The organism is Ochrobactrum sp. EDr1-4, assembly GCF_049199085.1.
Taxonomy (GTDB): Bacteria; Pseudomonadota; Alphaproteobacteria; order Rhizobiales; family Rhizobiaceae; genus Brucella.
Map to the genome: position 1 here is coordinate 819656 of NZ_JBLZOF010000002.1, position 19645 is coordinate 839300.

Genomic DNA, 19645 nt, shown 5'->3' on the forward strand with positions numbered 1-19645 from the left:
CATGAAAGCGCAATCGATTTCGACATATGGTGCGTCTGCCGCACTCAGGGCTTTGGTGAACCAGAATAAGGCTGAACTGGTCAAAGCCCGTCAGGAAGCGACGACCGGGAGCGTCTTTGATGTAGGCCTGTCGCTGGGCGCGAAATCCGGACAGACGATATCCTTGCGCAAAGAATATGATCGTCTCGACGTGCTCACCGATATGAACAAGCTTGTTCAGCAGCGCATGACAACAACGCAAACCACCACGACCGCGATTATCGAGAAGGTTCAGAATTTTCTTGGCGACCTGACCGGCGCGAGTAACACCGCTGAAAGCATTGCGACGTCGGCACAGTCGGCACGCGCTATGCTTGATTCAGTCACCGGACATCTCAATACCAGCTATAATGGCGAGTATATCTTTTCCGGCGTCAACACCGATGTGAAGCCGCTTAACGACTATACGCAAGGTGGAGACGCTCAGAAGGCTGTCCAAAAAGCGTTTGCAGATCATTTCAACTTTGCGATGGACGATGCCCGCGTTGCTGACATCACAGCAGATCAGATGAAAAGCTTTCTCGAAGGCGATTTCGCTGAACAGTTCAACGACACCAATTGGGATCTGAATTGGTCCAATGCGTCTGATACCGTTATCAAGAGCCGTATTTCGCCAACGGAAACAGCATCAACATCGATTTCTGCCAATGCCGATGGTTTCCGTAAGGCAATCATGTCAGCGGTTATGATTGCAGAATTCGCCAATATCGGTCTTAATAGTTCCGCATTTGGTGCTCTGACATCTCAGGCTTTGACGACGACCTCGCAGGCAATCACCCAGACGACCTCCGAACAGACGACACTTGGTCTCGCTCAGTCGCGCACAACGGATGCGATAACACGCATTGCCGCGCAGCAGAAAATTCTCAATGATTCAGTGAATAATCTTGAAGAGGTCGATCCATATGACGCATCAGTGCGTGTTAACGCATTGATGACCCAGATGGAAACATCCTATGCGCTGACGGTGAAGTTGCAGAATATGAGCCTGCTCAACTACCTCAAATAATCAATGTCAGGCGCGCGAGCGCCGACAAATAAGCCCGGTCTTCGTGAGAGCATGAGGCTCCCGCAAGTAAGGGTATTGATAAGCGGAGATGCCATGTATCAGATGCGCTACGAAGATGTCATGAATGACGATATGGCGAGCGCCAAAGAACGCGAGCAGATGCTTTTTGACCGCTCAATTAGCATGCTTGAGGCGGCAAAGCTGAATGGTTCGGGCTCACGCGAAGGCATCGATGCGGCTTATTTCGTTAACCGGCTTTGGACTGTCATTATTGAAGATCTGGGATCTGTTGAAAATACGCTCCCGAAAGAGCTAAAAGCTGCAATTATTTCAGTCGGCATTTTTATTATTAAAGAAGTCGAGCGAATCCGACAGGGCGAAAGCGACGATTATGATACGGTGATTGAACTCACCAGTTCGATCCGGAACGGTTTGTGAAATGGTCGATAACGCCAAGCCAACAATCCGTCTATCGCTTCGCTCAGGCGAGAAAATTTACATCAATGGCGCAGTTTTGAAGGCAGACCGCAAGGTCTCTCTTGAGCTTCTCAACGATGCGACATTCCTTCTTGAAAACCACGTCTTGCAGCCTGAAGATACAACGACACCGCTGCGTCAGCTTTATTTTGCAGCGCAGATGATCCTGATTGAGCCTGCAATGCGTGAGCAGGCACATAATGCCTTTGCGCATATGCTCAAGAGTATGTTTTCAACGTTCAGCGATGCATCCATTCTCAAAGCTCTCAAAGAAATTGATGAGCTTGTCCATAATGGACGTGTGTTTGAGGCGATGAAATCTATCCGGGCACATTACCCGCGCGAAGCAGAACTTATGAATATCGGGGCACCAATCGTGCCTGTCAGCAAAGCAGATAATGCGGTGGAGGCAAGCTTATGACGACGACGCCTGCTGTCGGAAACAACACGACAAATACGACCAACACTTCCTCCAACAGTTCGGCTGCGGCAAAGGCGAGTGTTGATTATAATTCGTTTCTAAAGCTGCTGGTCACCCAGATGCAAAATCAGGATCCAACGGCTCCGATGGATGCGACGCAATATGTCTCGCAGCTGGCAACCTTCTCAAGCGTAGAGCAGTCTGTGCAGATGAACTCCAAGCTTGAAACGCTGATTGCTAATTCGTCACTGTCACAGGCAGAGGGCTGGATTGGCCGCACGCTGACCAATGCCGATGGTTCTGTTTCGGGTGTGGTAAAGTCTGTAACGATCCAGTCAACGGGTATGCTTGCTGAACTCGCAGACGGCAAAACCATGTTGATCGGGCAGGGCGTCAAAGTAAGCTAGAGCGTGTTTTGATCTGATTTATCAGATCGAAACGTCTCAAGTGTTTGTTTGAACATGTTTCTTATCCGAAAACCGGTTCCCGTTTTTAGGGATGCGCTCTAAAGGCAAAAAAGTGAACGAAGCGGATGCACTAGACATTGTCAATTCGGCGGTTTGGACCGTGTTGATGGCAAGTGGTCCTGCTGTACTGGCTGCGATGCTGGTCGGTATTGGTATTGCATTGTTTCAAGCATTGACCCAGATTCAGGAAATGACGCTGACTTTCGTGCCGAAGATTGTCGTCATTTTCGTTGTTCTGGCTTTGACAGCGCCTTTCGTAGGCGCACAAATCAATGCTTTCACGCTGCTCGTCTATTCGAGGATCGAGAAGGGCTTTTAATATAATCTGCGAGCGCGACGAAGCCCTCGCGCAAGCTTCGCATTCTATGGTCCGTCTGACAATAGGAGACGGACGTGCAGCAGGCAGTAGCTAAGCCTTTCACAAAACGCGGAATTTTGACTGGCAGCGACATGGGTCTGGCTGCTGGTATTATCATTATTCTGACGGTGCTCTTTTTGCCTGTTCCGGCGGTCTTTCTGGATATTGGGCTTGCCTTTTCGATCGCCTTCTCTGTCCTAATTCTGATGGTATCGCTGTGGATTCAGCGCCCACTTGATTTCTCTGCTTTCCCGACGGTGCTGCTAATTGCAACGATGATGCGCTTGTCGCTCAATATTGCGACGACGCGTGTGATCCTCACCCATGGTAATGAGGGTTATCTCGCGGCTGGCCATGTTATTCACGGATTTTCGCAATTCGTGATGGGCGGCGACTTCGTTATCGGCCTTGTTGTTTTCACGATCCTGATCATCGTCAATTTTCTCGTCATCACCAAGGGCGCAACGCGTATTGCGGAAGTAGGCGCACGCTTTACGCTCGATGCTATCCCCGGCAAGCAGATGGCGATTGATGCTGATCTGTCGTCGGGCCTTATTGATGAAAAAGAAGCGCAGCATCGCCGTCGCGAACTCGAAGAAGAAAGCTCGTTTTTCGGTTCGATGGATGGTGCATCGAAGTTTGTTCGTGGTGATGCGATTGCCGGTCTGATTATTACGGCGGTCAATATTTTCGGTGGCATTATCATCGGTGTAACCCGTCACGGAATGGATATTTCGCAAGCGGCGGACGTTTTCACAAAGCTGTCTGTTGGCGATGGTCTCGTGACGCAAATTCCAGCGCTGATCGTGTCACTTGCAGCGGGTCTTCTGGTTTCCAAAGGCGGGACGCGTGGTTCTGCCGATCAGGCGATTTTCGGTCAGCTTGGTGCTTATCCAAAAGCACTTTTGATCGCTTCATTCCTGATGTTTGTGCTGGGCATTTTACCGGGTCTTCCAGCATTCCCATTCTTCTTGCTTGGTAGCGTGATGGCTTTTGTGGGCATTGCAGTTCCGCGCAAGCAGGCAAAGCTGCGTGATGCGCAAGCTGCGGAAGCGGAACTTAAACAGCGCGAAGCGGATGAAAGCGAACGCAACTCCGTCAAGGCGTCGCTGGAAACAAGCCAGATTGAACTCTGCCTTGGCAAGCAGCTCTCAGCCCGCTTGATGGCATCGCAGCAGGAACTGGCGCATCGCGTTGCCAAGATGCGCAAGAAATTTGCACAGGAATACGGCTTCGTCATTCCTGAAATCAAGGTGACAGACGATCTTTCACTGCCGCCCAAAAGCTACCGTATCAAAATCCACGGCACAGCCGTTGCAAACCATGAACTGCGCGTCGGCGAAATTCTGGTCGTGCTGGGCGAACGTCCAATCCCGCAAATTCCGGGCGAAGAAATGCGTGAGCCGGCATTTGGCATGCGCGCTTATTCTGTGCCTGAAACATTTGCATCTGATCTGCGACGCGACGGTTATATGACTGTCGATAATCTCTCGGTGTTGCTGACGCATTTGAGTGAAATCATTCGCAATAACCTCTCACAGCTGCTGTCCTATAAAGACATGCGTATTCTTCTTGACCGTCTTGGTTCGGAATATCGCAAGCTTCTTGAAGATATTTGCCCGGCAAACATTTCCTATTCCGGTCTCCAGGCTGTGCTGAAATTGCTGCTTGCAGAACGTGTTTCAATCCGCAATCTGCATCTGATTCTTGAATCGATTGCAGAGATTGCGCCGCTGGTTCGCCGCCCGGAAATGATTGTCGAGCATGTGCGTATGCGTATGGCGCAACAGATATGTGGTGATCTTTCGGATAATGGCGTGCTGAATGTGCTTCGGCTTGGTAATCGCTGGGATCTGGTTTTCCATCAAAGCCTCAAACGCGACAACAAGGGTGAAATTGTCGAGTTTGATATTGATCCGCGTCAGCTTGAGCAGTTTGGTACAGAGGCTTCGGCGGTTATCCGGCAGCATTTTGATAGCGGTGAGCGATTTGTACTGGTTTCGTCACCTGAAGCGCGGCCCTATATCCGTATGATTATCGAGCGGTTGTTTGCGACCCTACCTGTGCTGTCGCATGTCGAAATTGCGCGCGGTGTGGAAGTGAAATCGCTTGGCGCGATTTCCTGACCTAAGAGAGCCAGTCGCCGATGTTAGCGCAGTTGCCGCTCAATGAGATCGTCCTGGCAGCCATGCTGGCGTTCTGCCGTGTGGGTGCCTGCATCATGTTGATGCCTGGGATTTCTAGCGCGCGTATACCTTTGCAAGTGCGTCTGTTCATAGCGCTCGCATGCTCGTTTGCGGTGCTGCCAATCGTGATCGGTAGTATCACGACCAGCATTGACGGCGGTCAGCCGTGGACAGTGCTTCGCTTGATGCTGAGCGAAATGTTTATCGGCGGTATCATCGGTATCTTGGCGCATATCTATTTCTGGGCATTGCAGTTTATGGCCAATACGATGGCAATGGCCGTCGGCTATTCCGGCTCGCCCGGAGATGCGATCACAGAACCTGAACCGCAAGCAGCACTTGCAACACTTGTCACCTTCAGCGCGCTATTTTTGTTTTTCGTCACCGACATGCATCTTGAGATTTTGCGTGCACTGCTCAATTCCTACACGGCAATTCCGGTTGATGGCCGGTTTCGCCCCGATGCAGCAATGACAGACTTTACCGATACATTGTCTGATGCATTTCTGGTGACGTTGCGCATTGCGGCCCCGTTCATTGTTTTTGCGGTTCTGGTGAATTTTGCGATTGGTCTCATCAATAAGCTTACCCCGACTATTCCGATTTACTTCGTTTCAATGCCTTTCGTTTTGGGCGGCGGATTGTTGTTAGTCTATTTCATTCTTCCCGAATTGCTGCGCTTCTTCACCGGAGAGCTTGCGGCCAATTTGCGCAATTTGTTCTGAGGCACCGATGGCACAAACAAAGGCAAAAAGTTTAAGCAAGCTTGTGGCACTGCAAAAGCTAGGCGCTTCGCGGCTGGAAGCCTCACTCGTGGCTACCAATATGCGTCGTGCTGCGCTGGATGAAGAGCGCGAAGGGTTGATTGCCATGCAGGATCGTCATTACGACAGCAACGCTTTTACCATCGATCCTTCACTGCTGATCCGGCGCATGAGTGCGAATGCATCTGCGCAGGCTCGTGTTGAGCAGGAGCTTGTAAATGCACGCAATGCCTTGTTGAAAGAGCAGCGCCGTGTCGAGCATCTGGAAAAGCGACTTCTCACTGTTCGATCTGAAGACGAACGCAAAGAGTTCTCAATGCAAATCGAAGAATTTATTAGCCGCGCAACTACGCTCAAGACAAAATAGCGGTTTTTTCATTTCAATTCGTGTCGCAAGCTTCAGTCAAGATTGAAAAGCTAGTGTGCAATCAAGAGATGAAGAGGGATTAGTGCATGGCGATCAACCCGCCGTCAGATTTGGTGCTGGATGTAGCGCGTGCCGCTGATCCGCAAGCCTATCGCGTGGCATCAGAGCGCCTGAAATCCATGACGGCCGGTTCGGAAGTTGCGTTTAACAATGTAACTAATGGCTCATCCGAGGGAAGCTTCTCAAGCATCTCTGAGAGCCTTTCCTCTGGTCTGACTATGGGGTCACAGCAACAGAACCCGGCAAGCTCGGCCTATCGGAAGTTTGAAGCTTTCATGCTGCAATCCTTTGTCCAGTCGATGTTTACAAGCGATACATCTGCCACTTTTGGCAAGGGTATTGCTGGTGAGTACTGGAAGTCGATGATGTCGGAGGCCATGGCAAATAAGATGGCGGATACGGGCGGGGTTGGCATTGCACGTATTCTCGAAGATCAGGCACAACGCAAATTACAGGCTGATAATTCAGGGACGCTGGCATTGAATGGCGTCATGAACGATCTGGGAAGTGGAATAAGCGAAAATTCCGTATCGAAGGACATCGTTCATGGATTTGAACGCCAACTCATTCAGCAACAACTTGAAAATAACGACGGCAAAAATAGTGCGGCCATCTGAAACTGCGCATGATCACTATTTGCCGATAAAAGACTGAGGAACCCGACAATGACCGATAGCTCCGAAATTAGCCAGCCAGAACAGGGTATGACCGTTCTGCCTCCAGTGCATGACGCTGAGCAGGAGGCTGCACTGAAGCCGGTTGTACGGGCAATCCGCCATCTTGAAGATGTGATTGATAGCGAGACCCGGCTTCTGCTTGAAGGCGGAAATCCTGATCTTGCAGAAATTAACGCCCGTAAAAGCCGCGGCCTTTACGATTTCAACAAGGCCATGACCAAAGCTTCAGATATTGCCGGCCCGACGATGATGAAGGGGCTGCAACCATTGCTTGATAGCCTCAAGCAGAAGCTGGAAAAGAACTGCGAAGCGCTGCAACTTCATTTGCGTGCGGTTGGTGAGCTTGCGGATCTTATTCGTGGAGCGCTTGAAACACAGGATGCAGATGGTACTTACAGCAGGCAGAGTGCAAGGCTTGGTCACGCTCGATGATCCGTATTATCGCCATTGGCCTCTGGATATGTGCGGTTGCTTTCGGATCGCTGTATTTTTCTTTTCAGAAGGGCATGCTGCCTTCTGATGAAGTGGCAACATCTCCGGCTGGCTTTGGTGGTCTTGATTATGTGAAGACTGACGTGATGAGTGTGCCGATCATCGCCAATGGTTCGGTCGCGGGCTATATTGTTACACAGCTTGTTTATACGCTGGATTCAAATATCCGTAAGAAACTGACGGTGCCGCTTGAGCTTTTTATAAGCGATGAAATATTCCGCAAGTTCTATGGTAGCTATTCGGATACGAAAGAGGTCGAGAAAGTCAGTTTTGAAGATGTTCGCGCATCAATTATTACCGACATTAACTCGCGGTTTCCCGAGCCGGTAATCCAGGATCTTCTGGTTGAACAATTTAATTATATTTCTGCTGCTGAGATTCGCGCGATGAATATGCGCGGCGGTGCAGCCACTTCAGGACAGCAGGCATCGGCAAAACCGGAAGCGTCCGCTCATAGCGAGTAGTATTTACCCGCAAGCTGGCTGAGGCGCTCATCATCGAGTGGTATTACCGTGGCATCAGAGATTAATTGCACGCCAATTTCCCGGCTTGCACGCCAGACGACTTGCGCCAACAAAGCTCGCCCATAGAAATCATCAAACAGCCAAAAGCGCTCTGGCAGGTTTGGCACGTCAGCCGTGCTTAAACGCGCACCATGCGGTGCGATATCTCTGAACTGGCATTCAATAATGAAGCGCCCTTCAAGGCTGACAATCTTGCCTGACCTTAAGCGCGTTTGCTGGCGTTCTTCTTTACGTCGTTCACTTGGCGGCTTTTTACGTACCATAAGAAATCACCTCCCTTTTCCAGAAAGAGCTTTATAGCAGCTTTCGCTTATTCAAGCGTTACCGAGCTGGCTGCACACCGCTTTCTTTGTAATTATGACTAATTTCACGAAAGTGATCAGAACAACTTACCAAAAAGTGGAAACTGTATCCGGAACAAGATGTTCGTCAGAGCAAAGAGATAACGCATTTGTTTTGGTTCAATCAAAACTGGAAATGCTCTAGATGGTGACGCGAGCTGAGTTACCTTGATATGTATAAAGTTCAAAGGCGTTTAATGCGAAGTTTTTGTTGTGGGAGGATGTTATGGTTGAGACGGCAAATTTAGGGAGAGGCGCCACTGCCCTTGTGACCGGAGGTGGGACTGGGGTTGGTCGCGCCATTGCGAAAGCTCTGGGCTCACAAGGCTATCAGGTCGTGATTTCAGGTCGACGCCTAGATGTTTTGGAGCGTGCGGCGGCAGAAATGTCTGCGAATGGCGGTGGAAGCTTTCATGCATATGCCGCAGACGTAAGCGATCCGATCGCCGTGCGGAAACTGTTCGATTTTATTGAAGACAAATTTGGCCGTCTGGATTTGCTTGTTAACAATGCGGGCGTGTTCGTGCGTGGTGTACCACTTGAAGAGTTAAGTGTTGACGAGTGGAATATGATCGTTGGTGCAAATCTGACTGGCGCATTTTTATGCACGCAACAGGCGTTTCGTATCATGAAAGCGCAAAGCCCGCGTGGTGGTCGTATTATTAACAATGGTTCTGTTTCTGCGACGACCCCGCGTCCCAACTCCGCTCCTTACACAGCAACCAAACATGCGATCACCGGCCTTACCAAATCGACTGCGCTTGATGGGCGCGATTTCGATATAGCGTGCGGACAGATTGATATTGGCAATGCGGCCAGTGACATGACGCAGACAATTGCAACGGGTGTTATACAGGCCAATGGTAGCCTGGCTGCCGAGCCCACAATTGATCCTGTGCATGTGGCAGATGCTGTCGTTTATATGGCAGGCCTGCCATTAAACGCGAATGTGCTGACGATGACTGTCATGGCAACGAAGATGCCGTTTGTTGGGCGAGGGTGATCCCTATCTGGGGCCTTGCAGCAATGCGCGTGCAACGCCTTCATTTGTAACCAGACGATTGACATAACCACCGCGCAGAATGGCCCGGATGATAGGAATTTTATTGAGCCCGCCGGACACAAGAATTGAGGCGGGCTTTAGCTTTAGCTTATCCGGTGGCAGCGCAATGATGGATTCATTGAGAAAATGGTCGATAGGCTTGCCTTGAGCGTCGAGGAAATATCCGAGAAACTCACCAACAGCTCCCAGTTTCAGAACGGCGTCGAGATTATCTTTCACCACCCGGATATGTGTGAGCGACGTCTCAGAGTTGAGCGGCCCACACGATACAAGTCCGATATCGGCGATTTCAGTTCTCGCCAGCACATCTGTTAATTCGTCACTCAACAGGATTGCTTCGCGGCTTTCTTTATTGGCGCAATAGATGGGAGCGGTCAGATAGTGGCATTCGACGCCCAAAGCACGTGCAAATGCTGTCGCAACCTCAAATGTATTGGTCGATGAACCGCTGGTGACACCGCCGGTCAAACCCACGACCCAGCTTTCAGGCTTAGGGCGCGCACGCAGACTGCGAACTGCAAAGCTCAATGTCCGTCCCGATGCGATGCCCACACCCATGTCGCGGCCAGCGATCAGCTCGCTCGTCATGGTTCCGGCAGCTTCGCCTATGACGCGTTTTTGGTCAAGATAATCGTCCAGATCAGGGACAACGACTGCATCAGCAAGGCCATATCGAGAGGTAACTTTTTGTGCGAGCTCAATGCAATCAATCAGAGGCAGACTCACATTGACATGCACTTGCCCCGACTCTCGGACCTGTCCGATAATCTTGTTGACCTTCAGGCGCGTTATATCGAGCTGTTGGGCAATTTCCTGTTGGGTCTGACCGCCGATGAAATAGAGCCAGGCAACGCGTGCGCGTTCCAGACTTTCATCGACAGATGCCCAATTCTCGTTCATTTACGGGTCCTTAGCTGTAGATTTTTTCATAGGAGTTTTGGCAGGAAGATTACTATCACTCAACTCTTTTCACGAAATGGCATCATGCTGCAATGGCCTTTGGGGTAAATTCAAAGCCAAATGCTAATCGCGCCTTTGCATTAAGCGTATTTATGTCTGGGGCTGCTTCCTCTGGTAATGTAGAAAGATAATTGCACGTATTACGATTAAACTTGATTTTTATATTCATATTAAATATTGGGAGCGCCGGGGGCTGCTTTTAGTAACGAGCAAAGTTATGCGCTTTAAGAACAGTCAGAGAATTTCATTGACGCGCTTTGTTGAAAGCGACCTGTTTTGGGTCGCCTATGCGCTGGTATTTGCTCTCATAATCACGATTGGCAATCTCTGCGTTTTTTGAAGTCATTCGCTGGCTGGTTGTTGCGCCGAGACAAGCAATTTGTCGATACGGCGTCCATCCAGATCCACGACTTCGAAAACCCAGCCGTTTTTTATGAACATTTCGCCAACTTCGGGAAGGTGCTTAAACTCTTCAAGAGCGAGGCCCGCGACCGTGCTATATTCGGTGTCTTCCTCTACTTCGAAGTTCATAAATGCAGAAAACTCGTCGATAGGCATCCAGCCCGAGACCAGATATGATCCGTCAGCGCGGCGAACTATTGCTTTTTCTTCAAAGTGGTCTTCCTGCATAGCGCCGATGATCGCTTCCATTACGTCGCCTGCGGTGATTACACCTTCGAAATGGCCATATTCATCATAGACCAACACCATGTGGGTTGGAGTGCCACGGATCGCTTCAACCACATCCAGCGCATCGGAAAAGTCTGAAACGACCGGTACGTCTTTCACGATCTCGCGAATATTGACGGTACCGTTTAATGACAGCTGGTTGAAGAAATCCCGCGCCTGCAACACACCAATGATCTCATCGGAATTTTCGCCGCGCACCGGCAGGCGTGAGCGGCTGCTCTGTTGCAATTGATCCCGAATTTCCTCCAAACTGTCATTAATGTCGATCATTTCGACATCAAGGCGCGGGGTCATTAACCCGCGCGCTGTGCGATCTGCGAGGCGCATGACACCGGCAATCATCCGGGATTCTTCGGTTTCAATAACGCCTGTACTATGTGCTTCTGCCAGCAGAGATTTGATTTCTTCATCGGTAACGCCGTCGCTGGTTTTTCCGGACTGTCCGAGCAGCTTGAGGACAAGACGACCAGATGTATCCAATAGCCATACCAGTGGTGCTGCTATTTTAGACAGCATCTTCATTGTTGGTGCGACGCGGCTCGCGATTACTTCTGGTTCGCGCAGGGCAATTTGTTTTGGAACCAGCTCACCGATAATCAGCGACAAATAGGTAATCACGACAACCACTGAACCCACGCCAAGCGCATCGGCGAATGTCGGAGAAACGCCTTGACTGAGTAGCCAGCCGGTCAGACGTGCACCAAGTGTTGCGCCGGAAAATGCGCCCGAAAGAACGCCAACCAGTGTAATTCCGATCTGAACGGTTGATAGAAACCGGCCGGGGTTTTCGGAGAGTTCAATTGCAATGCTCGCGCCCGCACTGCCTTTATCGGCCAAAACACGCAATCGCGCGGGACGAGATGAAACAACTGCGAGTTCTGACATCGCCAGGACACCGTTGAGGACAGTCAGCAGTATCACTGTAATGATTTCAAATAACAAAGTCGTCCCCAGAGCGTTACGTGTTAAGCACTATGATAGAAACTAACGCGGTTTCTTTCCAGAGGCGACTGAATAGAATTTAGAGTTGGTCTCGCAGTGTACCGCTCTTTGGCATGCGCGGCAGGCTTGCCAGCAATTTCTGCGTATAGGCATGTTGAGGATTGGCAAGAATATCGCGCGTATTGCCCTGTTCGACAATCCGGCCTTTTTCGAGCACAATCAACTGTTCGCACAGCAAAGCCACCAGCGCAATGTCGTGCGAAACGACCACGAAGGTGGTGCGTTCGGACAATGTCCGCATGAGATCGATGATACGTGCCCGCGTGGTAAGATCGAGTGCGCTCACCACTTCATCGGCGATAATCAGATCGGGATTGGCGACAATCGCACGCGCAATCGCAATACGCTGACGCTGACCGCCGGAAAACTCGTGCGGGTAGCGGGTGGCCGCATCTTCTGGCAGATCGACAGCAGCCAGTGCCTGAGCGACAGCCTGCGCAATATCCGTTTCGATTTTGAGCGAGCGCAACGGTTCGGCAATGATGTTGAACACCCTTTGACGCGGATCAAGCGATGAATATGGGTCCTGAAAAACCGCCTGAACAGAACGACGAAAGCCACGCATAAAACTGCGGTCTTTGATGTTGAGTTTTTGGCCGCGAAAATTGACGTTGCCGGATGTTGCAACCTGCAACCCCAGCAGCAGTTTGAGCATGGTTGTCTTGCCGGAGCCAGATTCACCCACAATGCCGAGATTGCTACCGCTCTCAAGCCTCAGATCAATGTCGTGCAGTACAGTTTTGCCGCCGCTATAGGCAAACGATACGTTTGAAAGTTCGATAAGGCTCATCGCGCCACCTCCAATGCAGCGTCGAAGGCACGCGCGGCAGCAACCAGCCCTTTTGTATAATCTTCAGCTGGGTGAGCAAAGATTTCACCAACCGGGCCTTGCTCGATCAACTCACCATGTCTAAGCACGAGTGCCCGCTCGGCAATGCTCGAGACGACCGGCAGATCATGGCTGATGAACAAAAGCCCCATGCCTTCATCGCGAACAAGTTGCTCAAGAAGTTTGAGTATTTCCGCCTGCGTTGTCACATCAAGCGCAGTTGTCGGTTCATCAGCGATCAGCAGTTTGGGCCGACAGGCGAGCGCCATAGCAATAGCAGCGCGCTGGCGCTGACCGCCCGAAATTTCATGCGGCCATGCCCGGGCGATGCGCTCCGGTTCCGGCAGGGAAACGCGTTCAAGAAGCTTGATTACTTCGCTATCAAGTTCCACTTTATTAAGCTTGCGACCATCGCGTGATGCACGGCGCTGTACGACTTCGGCTACCTGTTTACCAATACGCATCAAAGGGTCGAGCGCGGTCATCGGTTCCTGAAAGACGGCGGCAACACTTTGCCCGCGCAGGGGAACAAGTTCCCGGTCTCTTGCGCCGATAATCTGATGACCATCCAATGTGATTGAGCCACTAGCTCTCATTCCATCCGCAAGCAGTCCCATGATTGCCAGCGCGGTCAGTGATTTACCAGAGCCTGATTCACCGATAAGCCCGACGCGTTCGCCTTGTGCGACCGAAAAAGACACGCCAGAAACAAGCACACGTCCTGCTGTTTCGATACCAAGATTTTCAACGTTCAGCAGTGAGCTCATCGTTGCCTCCTCCGCGTTGGGTCGGCCACATCGCGCAAGCCATCGGCAAAGAGGTTAAGCCCGATGACGAGCGAAACCAACGCCAGCCCCGGCGCTATCGCGCCAAAAGGTGCTGTATAAACGGAAGCCTGCGCCTCCTGCAAAAGTCGTCCCCATGAAGCATTGGGCGGCGGTGCACCAAGGCCAAGATAGGACAGTGAGGCTTCGGCTATAACAGCCAGCCCGAATAGCAGCGCAAAATTGACAATCAGCGTCGGCCAGATATTCGGCAACACATGAATGCGGACGACACCGAGCCATGACGTGCCAGAAATGCGCGAAGCCGTGACATAATCCATCGCCAGAACGCGTTTGGCGAGAATGCGGGTCAGTCGCGCGACAATCGCAGCACCTGCGATACCGATTGCGAGAATGGCCGTTGATAGGCTGGCGCCATCGCTTGAAGCGACGATCAGCATAGCGAGCAGCAATGTGGGAAAAGCGATCAGAATATCGAGTGTCGCTGCCAGCATATCGTCGAGTGTTTGCGTAGCAAAAGCCGCCAAAATACCGAGTGTTACGCCAATAACAGCGCTGATCGCAACAGCGCCGAGTCCGACCATCAGCGCAATGCGCGAGCCGATCATGATCTGTGTCATCAGATCACGACCGAGGCGGTCTGTGCCTGCCCAATGCGCCCATGAAGGGGCTGCCAGTCGCCCGCCGACCATGTCACCGACACCATAAGGCGTCCAGAACAGCGTAATCAGAGCAACGATCACATGAATGCTGACGAGAATGCCACCAACGACAAATGGCCACGGCAAACGGACGTGTTGTTTAATTTGCGTGCTCATGCTCGGCCTCCGCTCGCACGACTGCGCAATCTTGGGTCGATCAGGCGTTGAGCGAGGTCAGCGGCAAAACCGACGAGCAAAACCAGAAGGGTCGAGACAAACAAAACGCCCTGCACATTGGGGTAATCGCGCTGTTCAATACCCAAAAGCAGCATCGAACCAAGGCCCGGAAGCGAGAAAACACGTTCCACCACCACTGCACCCAAAAGTGTCGAGGCGAGTTCAATACCAAGGATTGAAATTACCGGGACCGCGCCATTGCGGATGCCGTGACGGATCAACGCTTGCGAGAACGTGGAACCCAGCGCGCGTGCTGTTCGTAGATAATCGCTGCCCAAAACATCCTGCGTTGCCGAGCGCACATAGCGGATGAGCGATGCCGACATGACAATCGCGATGGTGATGACGGGCAATGTCAGCGATTGAAATGCAGCAGGTGCGGACTGCCAGCCGCGCGATGGAAAGCCGCCCGATGGAAACATGCGCAATTTTACTGCAAAGACCCAGACCAGCAGAATGCCAATCCAGAAAACCGGCACGGCAATGCCAAGCTGCGAAACAACGGAAATGATCGAGCCATACCAGCTTTTCTGACGCACAACCGACAGGATACCGAGCGGGACCGCGATGATAATTGCCAGCACAAATGCCATTAATGTGAGCGGCAACGTCACGATCAGGCGTTTGCCAATTTCGGTCAAAACAGGCGCACCGCTGACAAAGGAATTACCAAGATCAAAGCGCACAAGTGAGCCGATAAATTGCGTGAACTGCTGATAAAGCGGCAGATCGGAACCGACCTGTTTGCGAGCCGCTTCGATCTGTGCCGCATCGGCACCAACCGACACAAGCGCATTGGCCGGGTCGCCCGGCAACAAGCGCAACAGCAAAAACAGAACGATAGCTGCGATGAATACCGAAACGATCAGAATGGCCGAACGGCGCAGGATATAGGCAAGAATGGCGAATACCTCTCAGGCACGAGGGAGCAGTTTTTGGCCACTCAGAATGCGATAACGCCGCCGGAAAATAATTCAGGCGGCGCTCTGTGTCGAGTATCAGTTCTCGATTATGGACAGCTGATTATTCAGCGGCCTTTGTAATATCATAGGCAAAGAACTGGGAATTCAGACCATTGAGCGGATAGCCGCTGACTGACTTTTTAGAAACCACGATCTGCGGGTAGAGGTAAAACCAGTTGCTGGCTGCGTCTTCGGCAATGATCTTGTTGGCTTCGGTCAGCTTGGCGGTCTGTTCATCGGTTGTGGTGCTGGCTTCCGCTTCCTTGATGAGATCAACGACCTTCGGATTGTTATAACCCCAGTAGAAATCCGGATTGCCATAGAACACGATATCGCGGTGGTTCACATGCTCCTGCAAGGTTGCCTGAAAATCATGGGCCTTATAGACCTTTGTGTACCATTCATTAGCCGTGATCACATTGATGTTCACCTTCACGCCAATTTTGGCCAGTTCGCTCTGGATAAACTGCGCGGCAATCGGGTGCGGGTCATAGTTCGGCGTATCAATGGTGAAGGTAAAGCCATCGGGATAGCCTGCTTCTTTCAAAAGCTCTTTAGCGCTTTCAGGATTATAGGCATCCACCCCGGTCAGATCGACATACCAAGGATCTGTTGGTGGAACGAACGAGCCGATCAGTGTGCCATAATCGCCCCAGACAGCATTCAGCAGCTTCTTGTCGTCGATAGCACGCGCCAGTGCCTTGCGTACCTTCACATTGTCGAAGGGCGCAATTCGGTCGTTATAGGCAAGCAGCAGCTTGGTCGTGGACTTGCCTTCGCTGACGGTAAAATCAGGATTGTCCTTGAACTGAGCCAGCGAATCCGGGCTTTGAACCGAAGTGATAATGTCTACCGAACCCGTCAGAAGCGCATTGTTAAGCGCGCTTGCGTCGGTGAAATACTGGAAGACAACTTCTTCATTCTTTGGCTTTGAGCCCCAGTAGTCATCAAAACGCTTGATCGCCAGCGATGAACCGCGACGCCAGTCTTCCAGCGCATAAGGCCCGGTGCCGTCTTCCTTTGATTGCAGATCGCTTGCTTCGTCATTCACAACCCAGACATAGCTGAGATTGTAAGGCAGCGAGATCGAGCGCGATGAAAGCTTGACGATGACAGTTTCATCATCTGGTGTTTCAATCGCGGTGATCGTCTTGAGGCTGTTCTTGCGCGGGCTTTTGGATTCAGGCGCTGCAACACGCTCGATGGAGAACTTGACATCCTTCGAAGTCAGTGGAGCGCCAGAGTGGAATTTCACACCCGGCTGAAGCTTGAACGTATAGGTCAGACCGTCATCGCTGACCGTATAATCCTTTGAGAGAACAGGTTCGACCGTACCATTATCGTCTAGGCGGAACAGTGCTTCATAGACGTTGCCGTTGAAAGCCTCATTGATGCCCTGACCGGCGCCAGCCGTATTGTCGAGGTTTTGCGGCTCGTAGAGCGATCCGATATTGATCGTCGCGTCTGGGTTGCTGTCCTGCGCATGTGCTTGCGAGAACGCGCCAAATGCGAGCGCAACGCCCAGCGCTGTCGTCAGACCCCAGTTGCGCAACTTCATTTTGCGATTGCGAATATTCAAACCGCTCATTTTATTCTCCTGCTTCGAGGTCGCTATAAAGCCCTCAGTTGATACAGGTTATACAGCGACCGCTGGAACAACGATAAGCGGCGCAGTCAGACCATACGGGGATTCTTTAGAAGTTTATTCTATAATATACAAAATTGGTAGACGATTTGTGCTTCACGATAGCTTGATAGCCATGGAACTGCAAAAATTGCGTTATCAAGCGGCTGCGTTCTATATAAGCGACAACAAACCAAGAGCCTGTGCAGCTGGATTGCTACAAGCTCGCTTCTTGCATCGAGAGAATATGATGAGCCAGATTGATCGCGCCAGAACACAGTCACTTCTCAAAGCAGACGGGCTCGATGCACTCGCGCTGTTTCAGCCGGAAAATTTCCGCTATGCGACTGGCGCCGTTGCTGGTGTCGCGACGATGTGGGGACGCGCGGGTTCGGCAATTGCGCTGGTGCCCGCTGATGAAAATGCAAAGCTTGCAGCGGTTATCAGTGATCATGCTTATGCGGGTGCAGCGCATCTGAGCGACATGATTGATTTTCGCACCCATCGCATCTGGATCGATATGGTGAGTGTCGAAAACGCAAAGAGCATTGAAGACATTAATGTTGCCTATCAGCGGGAAAACAATGTCGGCCCACGCGCTGAGACATTTGATCAGGATGCAGCTTTCAGGCTTTTAGGCGACCTGCTAGCAGAGCGCGGGCTCTCCAAAGCGCGTATCGGTGTTGATCTTGATTTCATGCCAGCGGCTGATTTTACTGCTCTCAAAAAAGCGCTCCCGTTGGTTGATTGGCAGGACGCTTCCATTCTTGTGAAGCGCCTGCGTCTCATCAAGAATGCCCGCGAAATTGAATATCTGCGTGATGCAGCGCGTTATGCAGAAAGCGGGCTGGAAAACATGCTGAGCGAGGCCCGACGCGGCTCCGGCATCGGTGTGCTTTCAGCCTCTTGGCTCGAAGGTGCCACACAGGCTGCTAGCGCGAATGGTCAGGGGCTTTCCGGGCACTGGGCTTATATTTCTGCCGGCCCTGATCTTCAGGACATAAAAGCCGAGTTAAAAGATGGCGATCTCGTCAAAGCCGATGTTGGCACCCTGATAAACGGCTATTCGTCGGACGGTGCACGCACTTATGTCTGTGGAACGCCCGATCCTCTCGCGGTTGAGATTTACAAAGCATTGCAAGAAAGTTTTGCGGTGGGTGAAGCGCTGCTGAGGCCCGGTACACGCTTTTGCGATATTCACGCCGCCATGCTTGGAACGATGCGAAAGCGCGGTTTTAGCGAATATTATCGCGGTCATTTCGGCCATTCGGTGGGGGCTGCCGTTGGTATTGAAGAATGGCCGTTTATCTCTGCCAACAATGAAATGCTGATTGAGCCAAACATGGTGCTGGCGCTTGAAACCCCGTTTTATGCCAATGGGCTTGGCGCGCTAATGATTGAAGAACAGTTTCTGATCACTGAAAACGGTGCTGAAAGCATGAACAAGCTCTCAAGAGAGCTTGTTCAAATTGGTTAAATTCCTGCGCCGCGCAGAAGGTGAAGCGGAGACTTCCGCTGCTTTGGCTTTTCCGGTTCCTGAAAGCGCAGCGAGCGGGCTAGCGCGCTGAGAAGATCCGTCTGTGAAATCAGACCCTGCACGACATTGTCACTATCCGTTACAATAATCGCATGTGCGCGGCCATCGGTCAGTTGCGGCACGAGGCCAACCACCTGATCGTCGGGTGAAGCGGTGATGGCATCAATCATAATTGTGCGAATGTCGGAGCCAGTTTCCTGCAATTCACGCAATCCCACTGTGCCTTTCAGTTTTCCAGCTTCATCAATCACCGGCAGTGTGCGGATGTTGTGATCAAGCAAAAGCACACGCGCTTTTTCCAACGTATCTTTCTCAGTGATCGAGATTACGTCACGCGACATAATATCTTTGGCCTGCGATTTTCCTTGCGTGCGCACCAGCGCTTGCAACTCGACTTGCCGGAGCAACCGATCAAGATCGGATGGGTCAATATCGAATGTCTCATCAATTGATGCGAGCGCTTTGCTCACATCGTCCGAATTAAAGCCGACACGCAAAGAGGCGGGCAGATCGCTGGTCTTATGCGTGTTCACAGGTGCAGCCGCTGGAACATGCGGATATTTGCGGCGAGTGAGCCTGTGAAACGCGATGCCGAGTATAACCAGCATAGCCGAGTTTAAGCCGACAGGTATCAACGCGAATTGATAGCCGAGGTCGGTAACAGCCGGGCCGCCAATAATTGCGGTGAGTGCTGCCGCACCACCAGGCGGATGCAGACAACGGCCAAACGACATGGCCGCTATGGCGAGTCCCACGCCCAGACCAATCGCCAACACTTGATTATCGATGAAGTGTATGACGGTGATGCCGACCAGCGCCGAAATGACATTGCCGCCAATGATTGACCATGGTTGCGCCAGTGGACTCGCAGGCACTGCAAAAAGCAACACAGCAGACGCACCAATCGGGGCCACGATTATCGGCAACGCAATTGATTTGCCCAAAATGGCTGCGGTGATGAAACCTGTAAGGCAAATGCCGAGCAAGGCACCGAAGCAGGCGATCATACGATCACGTAAATTCGCGCCAGCCAAAATGGGTATGAACAGACGAAACCGGCTAAACACCGTCAGTTCCTTTTCAATGCTGCAAAATTTAAGGATTTTACATTGTGCCGATTAAAATAAACGGAA

22 protein-coding genes are annotated in these 19645 nt (G+C 51.5%); 13 read left to right on the top strand and 9 right to left on the bottom strand.

The features are described from left to right. Nucleotide 1 precedes the first annotated feature (1 nt). The 11 genes from ACOZHT_RS10150 (at nt 2) to ACOZHT_RS10200 (ending at nt 7781) form a co-directional block, all read left to right on the top strand. Nucleotides 2-1048, top strand: coding sequence for a flagellar hook-associated family protein (locus ACOZHT_RS10150; RefSeq protein ID WP_339512973.1), 1047 nt, complete (start codon nt 2-4; stop codon nt 1046-1048). Nucleotides 1049-1141: 93 nt separating this feature from the next. Further along, the gene (gene flaF / locus ACOZHT_RS10155) at nt 1142-1486 is read left to right on the top strand and encodes a flagellar biosynthesis regulator FlaF (RefSeq protein ID WP_310013606.1); all 345 of its coding nucleotides are present in this window, start codon (nt 1142-1144) and stop codon (nt 1484-1486) included. Between the two features lies 1 nt (nt 1487). Next, nucleotides 1488-1946, top strand: a complete 459-nt coding sequence (gene flbT / locus ACOZHT_RS10160) for a flagellar biosynthesis repressor FlbT (protein WP_339512971.1) — start codon at nt 1488-1490, stop codon at nt 1944-1946. Continuing rightward, a complete protein-coding gene (gene flgD / locus ACOZHT_RS10165; RefSeq protein WP_339512969.1) occupies nt 1943-2353 on the top strand; it encodes a flagellar hook assembly protein FlgD in 411 nt (136 codons plus the stop codon). Before flbT ends, flgD begins: the two co-directional genes overlap by 4 nt. 112 nt (nt 2354-2465) lie before the next feature. Continuing rightward, on the top strand, nt 2466-2732 hold the full coding sequence (fliQ, locus tag ACOZHT_RS10170) for a flagellar biosynthesis protein FliQ (RefSeq protein ID WP_310013600.1): 267 nt from the start codon (nt 2466-2468) through the stop codon (nt 2730-2732). 74 nt (nt 2733-2806) lie between these two features. Next, a complete protein-coding gene (gene flhA, locus ACOZHT_RS10175) occupies nt 2807-4897 on the top strand; it encodes a flagellar biosynthesis protein FlhA (RefSeq protein WP_421565667.1) in 2091 nt (696 codons plus the stop codon). A gap of 20 nt (nt 4898-4917) precedes the next feature. Continuing rightward, nucleotides 4918-5682 (top strand): flagellar biosynthetic protein FliR, encoded by a 765-nt coding sequence (fliR, locus tag ACOZHT_RS10180; RefSeq protein WP_339512966.1) that lies wholly within the window; start codon nt 4918-4920, stop codon nt 5680-5682. 7 nt (nt 5683-5689) lie between these two features. After that, entirely contained in the window at nt 5690-6088 is a 399-nt protein-coding gene (locus ACOZHT_RS10185) for a hypothetical protein (protein WP_339512964.1), read from the top strand. 86 nt (nt 6089-6174) lie between these two features. Next, nucleotides 6175-6765 (top strand): rod-binding protein, encoded by a 591-nt coding sequence (locus ACOZHT_RS10190; RefSeq protein WP_339512963.1) that lies wholly within the window; start codon nt 6175-6177, stop codon nt 6763-6765. An 87-nt stretch (nt 6766-6852) separates the two neighbouring features. Further along, nucleotides 6853-7257 carry a flagellar protein FlgN gene (locus ACOZHT_RS10195; RefSeq protein WP_421565702.1) on the top strand — a complete coding sequence of 135 codons (405 nt, stop codon included), beginning with the start codon at nt 6853-6855 and terminating at the stop codon, nt 7255-7257. Continuing rightward, nucleotides 7254-7781 (top strand): hypothetical protein, encoded by a 528-nt coding sequence (locus ACOZHT_RS10200; RefSeq protein WP_310013588.1) that lies wholly within the window; start codon nt 7254-7256, stop codon nt 7779-7781. Before ACOZHT_RS10195 ends, ACOZHT_RS10200 begins: the two co-directional genes overlap by 4 nt. Here the strand turns inward: ACOZHT_RS10200 and ACOZHT_RS10205 are convergent. After that, nucleotides 7769-8104, bottom strand: a complete 336-nt coding sequence (locus ACOZHT_RS10205; RefSeq protein ID WP_339512958.1) for a PilZ domain-containing protein — start codon at nt 8102-8104, stop codon at nt 7769-7771. The genes ACOZHT_RS10200 and ACOZHT_RS10205 overlap by 13 nt on opposite strands. 304 nt (nt 8105-8408) lie before the next feature. Here ACOZHT_RS10205 and ACOZHT_RS10210 point away from each other — a divergent pair, with 304 nt between their 5' ends. Continuing rightward, nucleotides 8409-9185 (top strand): SDR family oxidoreductase, encoded by a 777-nt coding sequence (locus ACOZHT_RS10210; RefSeq protein ID WP_339512957.1) that lies wholly within the window; start codon nt 8409-8411, stop codon nt 9183-9185. A gap of 3 nt (nt 9186-9188) precedes the next feature. Here the strand turns inward: ACOZHT_RS10210 and ACOZHT_RS10215 are convergent, their stop codons facing one another. The 7 genes from ACOZHT_RS10215 to ACOZHT_RS10245 form a co-directional block, all read right to left on the bottom strand. Next, the gene (locus ACOZHT_RS10215) at nt 9189-10145 is read right to left on the bottom strand and encodes a sugar-binding transcriptional regulator (protein ID WP_339512955.1); all 957 of its coding nucleotides are present in this window, start codon (nt 10143-10145) and stop codon (nt 9189-9191) included. 402 nt (nt 10146-10547) lie between these two features. Beyond that, on the bottom strand, nt 10548-11837 hold the full coding sequence (locus tag ACOZHT_RS10220) for a hemolysin family protein (RefSeq protein WP_339512953.1): 1290 nt from the start codon (nt 11835-11837) through the stop codon (nt 10548-10550). A gap of 79 nt (nt 11838-11916) precedes the next feature. Next, nucleotides 11917-12687, bottom strand: a complete 771-nt coding sequence (locus ACOZHT_RS10225; RefSeq protein WP_339512951.1) for an ABC transporter ATP-binding protein — start codon at nt 12685-12687, stop codon at nt 11917-11919. Next, nucleotides 12684-13493 (bottom strand): ABC transporter ATP-binding protein, encoded by an 810-nt coding sequence (locus ACOZHT_RS10230; RefSeq protein ID WP_339512949.1) that lies wholly within the window; start codon nt 13491-13493, stop codon nt 12684-12686. Before ACOZHT_RS10230 ends, ACOZHT_RS10225 begins: the two co-directional genes overlap by 4 nt. Continuing rightward, complete coding sequence (locus ACOZHT_RS10235) at nt 13490-14329, bottom strand: ABC transporter permease (protein WP_339512947.1); 840 nt, start codon at nt 14327-14329, stop codon at nt 13490-13492. The genes ACOZHT_RS10230 and ACOZHT_RS10235 overlap by 4 nt, the downstream gene beginning before the upstream one ends. Beyond that, the gene (locus ACOZHT_RS10240; RefSeq protein WP_339513084.1) at nt 14326-15276 is read right to left on the bottom strand and encodes an ABC transporter permease; all 951 of its coding nucleotides are present in this window, start codon (nt 15274-15276) and stop codon (nt 14326-14328) included. The genes ACOZHT_RS10235 and ACOZHT_RS10240 overlap by 4 nt, the downstream gene beginning before the upstream one ends. Nucleotides 15277-15412: 136 nt before the next feature. Continuing rightward, the gene (locus ACOZHT_RS10245; protein ID WP_339512946.1) at nt 15413-16939 is read right to left on the bottom strand and encodes an ABC transporter substrate-binding protein; all 1527 of its coding nucleotides are present in this window, start codon (nt 16937-16939) and stop codon (nt 15413-15415) included. A 286-nt stretch (nt 16940-17225) separates the two neighbouring features. Between ACOZHT_RS10245 and ACOZHT_RS10250 the strand changes: the two genes are divergently transcribed. Then, nucleotides 17226-18452, top strand: coding sequence for a Xaa-Pro peptidase family protein (locus ACOZHT_RS10250; protein WP_339512944.1), 1227 nt, complete (start codon nt 17226-17228; stop codon nt 18450-18452). Here the strand turns inward: ACOZHT_RS10250 and ACOZHT_RS10255 are convergent. Then, the gene (locus ACOZHT_RS10255; RefSeq protein WP_421565668.1) at nt 18449-19579 is read right to left on the bottom strand and encodes an HPP family protein; all 1131 of its coding nucleotides are present in this window, start codon (nt 19577-19579) and stop codon (nt 18449-18451) included. The two genes, ACOZHT_RS10250 and ACOZHT_RS10255, sit on opposite strands and share 4 nt — an antisense overlap. Nucleotides 19580-19645: the final 66 nt, after the last annotated feature.

Bases quoted from the DNA above. Each gene is read 5' to 3' on its own strand.
- flbT (WP_339512971.1), top strand. From the start codon at position 1,488: ATGGTCGATAACGCCAAGCCAACAATCCGTCTATCGCTTCGCTCAGGC.
- flaF (WP_310013606.1), top strand. From the start codon at position 1,142: ATGTATCAGATGCGCTACGAAGATGTCATGAATGACGATATGGCGAGC.
- ACOZHT_RS10215 (WP_339512955.1), bottom strand. From the start codon at position 10,145: ATGAACGAGAATTGGGCATCTGTCGATGAAAGTCTGGAACGCGCACGC.
- ACOZHT_RS10230 (WP_339512949.1), bottom strand. From the start codon at position 13,493: ATGAGCTCACTGCTGAACGTTGAAAATCTTGGTATCGAAACAGCAGGA.
- ACOZHT_RS10250 (WP_339512944.1), top strand. From the start codon at position 17,226: ATGAGCCAGATTGATCGCGCCAGAACACAGTCACTTCTCAAAGCAGAC.
- ACOZHT_RS10205 (WP_339512958.1), bottom strand. From the start codon at position 8,104: ATGGTACGTAAAAAGCCGCCAAGTGAACGACGTAAAGAAGAACGCCAG.
- flgD (WP_339512969.1), top strand. From the start codon at position 1,943: ATGACGACGACGCCTGCTGTCGGAAACAACACGACAAATACGACCAAC.
- ACOZHT_RS10190 (WP_339512963.1), top strand. From the start codon at position 6,175: ATGGCGATCAACCCGCCGTCAGATTTGGTGCTGGATGTAGCGCGTGCC.
- ACOZHT_RS10210 (WP_339512957.1), top strand. From the start codon at position 8,409: ATGGTTGAGACGGCAAATTTAGGGAGAGGCGCCACTGCCCTTGTGACC.
- ACOZHT_RS10150 (WP_339512973.1), top strand. From the start codon at position 2: ATGAAAGCGCAATCGATTTCGACATATGGTGCGTCTGCCGCACTCAGG.
- ACOZHT_RS10245 (WP_339512946.1), bottom strand. From the start codon at position 16,939: ATGAGCGGTTTGAATATTCGCAATCGCAAAATGAAGTTGCGCAACTGG.
- ACOZHT_RS10185 (WP_339512964.1), top strand. From the start codon at position 5,690: ATGGCACAAACAAAGGCAAAAAGTTTAAGCAAGCTTGTGGCACTGCAA.
- ACOZHT_RS10235 (WP_339512947.1), bottom strand. From the start codon at position 14,329: ATGAGCACGCAAATTAAACAACACGTCCGTTTGCCGTGGCCATTTGTC.
- ACOZHT_RS10200 (WP_310013588.1), top strand. From the start codon at position 7,254: ATGATCCGTATTATCGCCATTGGCCTCTGGATATGTGCGGTTGCTTTC.
- ACOZHT_RS10225 (WP_339512951.1), bottom strand. From the start codon at position 12,687: ATGAGCCTTATCGAACTTTCAAACGTATCGTTTGCCTATAGCGGCGGC.
- fliR (WP_339512966.1), top strand. From the start codon at position 4,918: ATGTTAGCGCAGTTGCCGCTCAATGAGATCGTCCTGGCAGCCATGCTG.
- ACOZHT_RS10195 (WP_421565702.1), top strand. From the start codon at position 6,853: ATGACCGTTCTGCCTCCAGTGCATGACGCTGAGCAGGAGGCTGCACTG.